The sequence below is a fragment of the Intrasporangium sp. genome (genome assembly GCF_032907665.1).
Taxonomy (GTDB): Bacteria; Actinomycetota; Actinomycetes; order Actinomycetales; family Dermatophilaceae; genus Intrasporangium.
Genome location: NZ_JAJJPG010000094.1, coordinates 1 through 5,157 on the forward strand (window position 1 = coordinate 1; position 5,157 = coordinate 5,157).

Sequence of the window (5,157 nt, forward strand, 5' to 3'; positions counted from 1 at the left end):
TCGCCGTCGACCCAGATCCGGCCGCCGTCGATCGTCTCGAGCTGGTTGATGCAGCGCAGGAAGGTCGTCTTGCCCGACCCCGAGGGCCCGAGCAGGACGACGACCTGGCCGCGGTGGACGTCGATGTCGATGCCCTTGAGCACCTCGTTGCCGTGGAAGGCCTTCATGACGTTGACGGCATGGACGAGGGGCTGCTCGCGGACGTCTGCGCCCGTGTCACGCCGCGGGTCGTGGGTGGTCGTCATCAGGCACCTCCTGCGCCGGCCGGCCGGTTGACGGCGCGGGGCCTGGGCTTGGCGCGCCTGGACTCGCCGAAGCCCCGGCTGAAGCGCTTCTCGAGGAAGTGCTGGCCGACCATGAGGACCGAGCCCACGATGAGGTACCACGCGGTGACCGCGACGAACGCGGGCATGATGAGCAGCGTCCGGTTGCCGATCGCACTCGTCTGGTAGAAGAGCTCGGTGATGACCGGGATCGCCGAGAGCAGGGACGTGTCCTTGACCATGGCGATCGTCTCGTTGCCCGTCGGCGGGACGATGACCCGCATCGCCTGCGGCAGGACGATCCGGCGCATCGTCTTGCCCCGGTCCATGCCGAGCGCCGCGGCCGCCTCCTCCTGCCCCCTGTCGACCGAGAGGATGCCGGCCCGGGCGATCTCGGCCATGTAGGCCGCCTCGGAGAGGCCGAGGCCCACGATGCCGGCGAGCAGCGTGCTCGAGAACTGGTGGACGTTGAGGGTGAAGAAGGTGAAGTCGCTCGACAGCCCGAGCCAGCTGGCGATCTGCTGCCCGAAAGGCACGCCGAAGTCGACCTGGCTGTAGAGGAAGCCGATCCCGCTGCCGATCATGGCGAGCAGGACGAGGCGGGGGATGCCGCGGAAGAACCACGTGTAGACGAACGAGACACCCCGAAGGATGGGGTTGTGGGAGAGGCGGAGGATGGCGATGAGGACGCCGCCGAAGATGCCGATCACCATGCCGCCGACGGTGCCGAGGATGGTGCCCTTGAGCAGGCCCTCGATCACCGGCGACTGCTGCATGATCTCGAAGGCATCGGCGAAGCCCCAGCGCTCGTTCGTCAGGAACGAGTTGATCAGCATCGCGATGAGCACGAGGATCACCGCGAGGGCGACCCACCGCCCGGGGTGCGGAACGGGCCGGGCGTGGATGACGCCCGGCCGCTCCGCGGAGTCCTTCGTCGTCACGGGTTGACGGCGAAGTCGTCAATAGCCCCCGCCTCGACCGAGTACTTCTTCAGCGCCGCGTCGTAGGAGCCATCGGCCTTCGCCGCCTCGAGGGCATCGACGATGAGCTCGGCGAACTCGGTCTGGTCCTTCGGGAGGACGTAGCCGTAGGGGGCCGAGTCGTAGATGTCGCCGAGCGCCTCGAGCTGACCGTTCGTCTGCTGGATGGCGTAGAGGCCGACGGGGGAGTCCGCGAGCATGGCGTCCGCCTTGCCGCTGACGACGTCCGCGGTCACCTGGTCCTGGCCCTCCTGGACGACCATGTTGATCGCGGGCTTGCCGGCGTCGGTGCAGGCCTTGCTCCGGGCCGTGAGGTCGTCGAGCTGGACCGTGCCCTTCTGCACCCCGATGTTCTTGCCGCAGGCGTCGTCGATGTCGACGCCCTTCGGGTTGCCCTTGGCGGTGATCCACTGTGTGCCGGCGCTGTAGTAGCTGACCATGTTGACCTGCTGCTTGCGCTCGTCGTTGATCGTGAAGCTCGAGACGCCGATGTCGTACTTGCCGCCGGTCACGCCGAGGATGATCGAGTCGAAGCCGGCGGGCTGCCACTCGGTCTCGAGGCCGAGCTTGGCGGCGACGGCGTCGAAGATGTCGACGTCGAAGCCGATGACCGTCTTGCCGTCGGTGTCCAGCATCTCGTTGGGGGCGTACGTCGGGTCCGTCCCGATGACGATCTTGCCGGCCGACTTGATCTCGTCGGGAACCCTCGCGGCGAGGGCCGGGTCGGCGCCGCCTCCGGCAGCCGACGTGCCGGCTGGGCTGGACTCGCCGGGGGTGGTGGGTGACATCGAGTCGGAGCCGCAGGCTGACAGGGTCAGGCCGACGGCGACCATGCCGGTGACGGCAAGGAGGGGCATGCGACGCATGGGGGGTGGGTCCTTCCGGTTCGGACGCGGGCGTCCGTGGTGTGTCTGAGAACGCCGATACTGCCACTTTCCGGCGATGGTGCCCATCCGCGCAACCGAACCGTTGTCTTGGGGCGTGCGGTGCGTCATGCTTGCGCGGTCGACCCCGATGCGAGGAATCCGCTCGGGGTCGGATATCGTTGGTCCCAGTGGCCCGCCCAGTTCTGCCTCGGGCCACTTCTTCTTGGCGTGGACCCATTGCTCCCGCCCCAGTCGATTCGCTCTTGCGCCGCGACCGGCCCCTCGTCCCAGAGAGGCCTCGCGCCGGGCAGAACGACCACGTCCTGACCTCTTGGAGTACCCACCTGTGTCCATCGACACGACTGCCCTGACCGACATGTCCTTCGGCGCGCTCGGCGTGCCGTCCTCCCTCGCCGGCGTCCTCGCCGACCTCGGCATCACGACGCCGACGCCGATCCAGGCCGCGACCCTGCCCGACTCCCTGGCCGGGCGCGACGTCCTCGGCCGCGGTCGCACCGGCTCCGGCAAGACCTACGCCTTCCTCCTGCCGCTCGTGGCCCGCCTCACCGCGGCCCCCAAGCGCCGCCGCGCCGGGCACCCCCGCGCCCTCATCCTGGCGCCGACGCGTGAGCTCGCCACCCAGATCGACACCGCGCTCGCCCCGCTGGCCACGGTGGCCGGCCTGACGAGCCAGACGATCTTCGGCGGGGTCGGCCAGAACCCCCAGGTGCGTGCCCTCAGGGCCGGAGTCGACGTCGTCGTCGCGACGCCCGGCCGCCTCGAGGACCTCATGGGCCAGGGCCACGTGGTCCTCGACGCCGTCGAGATCACGGTGCTCGACGAGGCCGACCACATGGCCGACCTCGGGTTCCTCCCGGGTGTCCGCCGGATCATGGACCAGACTCCCGCCCGGGGCCAGCGCCTCCTCTTCTCGGCGACGCTCGACGGCGCGATCAACGTCCTCGTCAAGCGGTTCCTCACGAGTCCCCGCACCCACGAGGCCGACTCGGCCCAGTCCCCGATCTCGACGATGGCCCACCACGTGCTCCACGTCGCCCCGGACACCCACCTGCCGGTCATCCTCGACCTCGCCGCCGCGCCCGGCCGCAAGGTCGTCTTCACGCGGACCAAGCACCGGGCCAAGAAGCTCGCCAAGCAGCTCAACTCGTCGGGAGTTCCGGCCGTCGAGCTGCACGGCAACCTCAGCCAGGGGGCCCGCACCCGCAACATGGACGACTTCCACAGCGGCCGCGCGCAGACGCTCGTGGCGACGGACATCGCGGCCCGCGGCATCCACGTCGACGACGTCGCGCTCGTCATCCACGCCGACCCTCCGGTCGAGCACAAGGCCTACCTGCACCGCTCCGGCCGCACGGCCCGCGCCGGCGCCGCCGGCACGGTGGTGACGATGATGCTCGACGACCAGGTCCGGGACGTGCGTGACCTCACCCGCAAGGCCGGCATCAGGCCCACGACCACCCGGGTCGCGCCGGGTCACCCCCTGCTCGCGGAGCTCGCCCCCGGCGAGAGGTCGTATGCCGCTGGGCTCGTTCGCGAGCCCGCCCCGCAGTCGCGTGGCGGGCGGGGCTCACGGGCCTCGTCCCCGGGCTCGTCGTCCGACGGCAGTCGCGGTGGCCGAGGCGGGCGTCCGGCGCGCAGCGGTACGGGTGCCGGTGGTGCCCAGGGTCGCGGACGAGGTCGCAGCAGCCAGGCCGGCGAGGGCAGCTCCGCCGGACGTCGCGCCGGCGGTCAGGCTCCCCGGGCCGCGTCGGGCAGCTCCCGCCGTGGTGGCGGGCGGAGTGGCTCGACGACCGTGTACTCGACGAGCTCCAGCGGCGGTGCTGCGGCCTTCTCGGCCGGCAACCGCGCCGGCACCCGCCGGCGCCGCGCCGGCTGACCTCTCGCAAAGGGTCGAGTGGCCCCAAACGCCGCCCCGCGGGTGTATTTCGGGGCCACTCGAGCGTGCACGTCGGGTCGAGTGGCCCCAAACGCCGCCCCGCGGGTGTATTTCGGGGCCACTCGAGCGTGCACGTCGGGTCGAGTGGCCCCAAACGCCGCCCCGCGGGTGTCTTTCGGGGCCACTCGAGCGTGCGCAAAGGGTCGAGTGGCCCCAGACGCCGCCGTCGTCCGGGTCAGGTGCGCTCGTGCGCGCGAGACGGCAGGACCGCGTCGCGGAGTGACTGCTCGCGCCCCAGTCGCTCGAGGTCACGGCGGTAGCGCTCGGCCATGACGGCGCGCAGGATCGACTCCGGGTGGTGGCCCGGAGGTGGTGCCGGCGCGACGAGGCGAAGGACTCGGTCCAGGAGCTGCCGGCCCAGCTCGTACCGCGCCTGCGGGACGAGGGCGTGCGCCCGAGGGAGGAACTGCCGCACCGCCACCGCCAGGTCAGGGTCCAGGGCCGCGATGTCGGCGTGGCCGGCCCACCCGGCGAGCTCTGGAGGTGCCTGGGGGGCCGCGGGCAGCTGGATGCGGCTTCGCTCGGCGATGACGTAGGTGCCGGCGGCGAGGTCGCCCAGCCGCTTGGTCCGGGCCGTGACGAGCGCCGCGATGACGGCACCGGTACCGGTGAGCAGGTACACCTCGACCCAGCCCACGAGCGCGCGTGTCAGGGCATGCCGGAACGAGATCGGGCCACCGTCGTCGCGGACGACGCGCAGCCCGGTGATGAGCTTGCCGAGCGTCTTGCCGCGGCTGAGCGTCTCGGATGCGGTCGGCACGCCAACGAGGACTCCGACGATGGACACGAGGGCGCCGGTGCGCGACACGGCATCGGAGGCCTCCCCGGTGAGCGCGCCGGCAAGGGCGAAGACCCCGATGAGCAGCCCGACGTGAAGGATCACGTCGATCATCCCCGACAGGACTCGCATCCCGAGGCTCGCGACGGGCAGCTCGAGGGCGACGCCCTCGCCGGTCACCGTCTCCTCGGGGGCGTATCCCCGGGTGCGCGGTCCTGCCGGTGGCCCAGCCGTCATGGGAGGCAGCGTACGCACCCGGCGAGCCCAGCGGCATACGGCCTATATCGTGACGGCGTGAACCTCGACGCGCTCG

At 71.3% G+C, this 5,157-nt stretch carries 5 protein-coding genes; 1 reads left to right on the plus strand and 4 read right to left on the minus strand.

Features of this window, described 5'->3' with window-relative positions; genetic code table 11:
- The 3 genes from LOY02_RS13560 to LOY02_RS13570 form a co-directional block, all read right to left on the minus strand.
- A partial coding sequence (locus LOY02_RS13560) for an ATP-binding cassette domain-containing protein (RefSeq protein ID WP_317182892.1) occupies positions 1-245 on the minus strand: 245 nt, incomplete at its 3' end.
- Positions 245-1,204 carry an amino acid ABC transporter permease gene (locus LOY02_RS13565; RefSeq protein ID WP_317182893.1) on the minus strand — a complete coding sequence of 320 codons (960 nt, stop codon included), beginning with the start codon at positions 1,202-1,204 and terminating at the stop codon, positions 245-247. The genes LOY02_RS13560 and LOY02_RS13565, both read right to left, overlap by 1 nt.
- Positions 1,201-2,109 carry an ABC transporter substrate-binding protein gene (locus tag LOY02_RS13570; protein ID WP_317182894.1) on the minus strand — a complete coding sequence of 303 codons (909 nt, stop codon included), beginning with the start codon at positions 2,107-2,109 and terminating at the stop codon, positions 1,201-1,203. Before LOY02_RS13570 ends, LOY02_RS13565 begins: the two co-directional genes overlap by 4 nt.
- A 376-nt stretch (positions 2,110-2,485) precedes the next feature.
- On the opposite strand from LOY02_RS13570, the gene LOY02_RS13575 reads away from it, so the two are divergent.
- A complete protein-coding gene (locus tag LOY02_RS13575) occupies positions 2,486-4,006 on the plus strand; it encodes a DEAD/DEAH box helicase (protein ID WP_317182905.1) in 1,521 nt (506 codons plus the stop codon).
- 235 nt (positions 4,007-4,241) lie between these two features.
- Here LOY02_RS13575 and LOY02_RS13580 read toward each other — a convergent pair whose 3' ends face one another.
- The gene (locus LOY02_RS13580; protein ID WP_317182895.1) at positions 4,242-5,081 is read right to left on the minus strand and encodes an RDD family protein; all 840 of its coding nucleotides are present in this window, start codon (positions 5,079-5,081) and stop codon (positions 4,242-4,244) included.
- Positions 5,082-5,157: the final 76 nt, after the last annotated feature.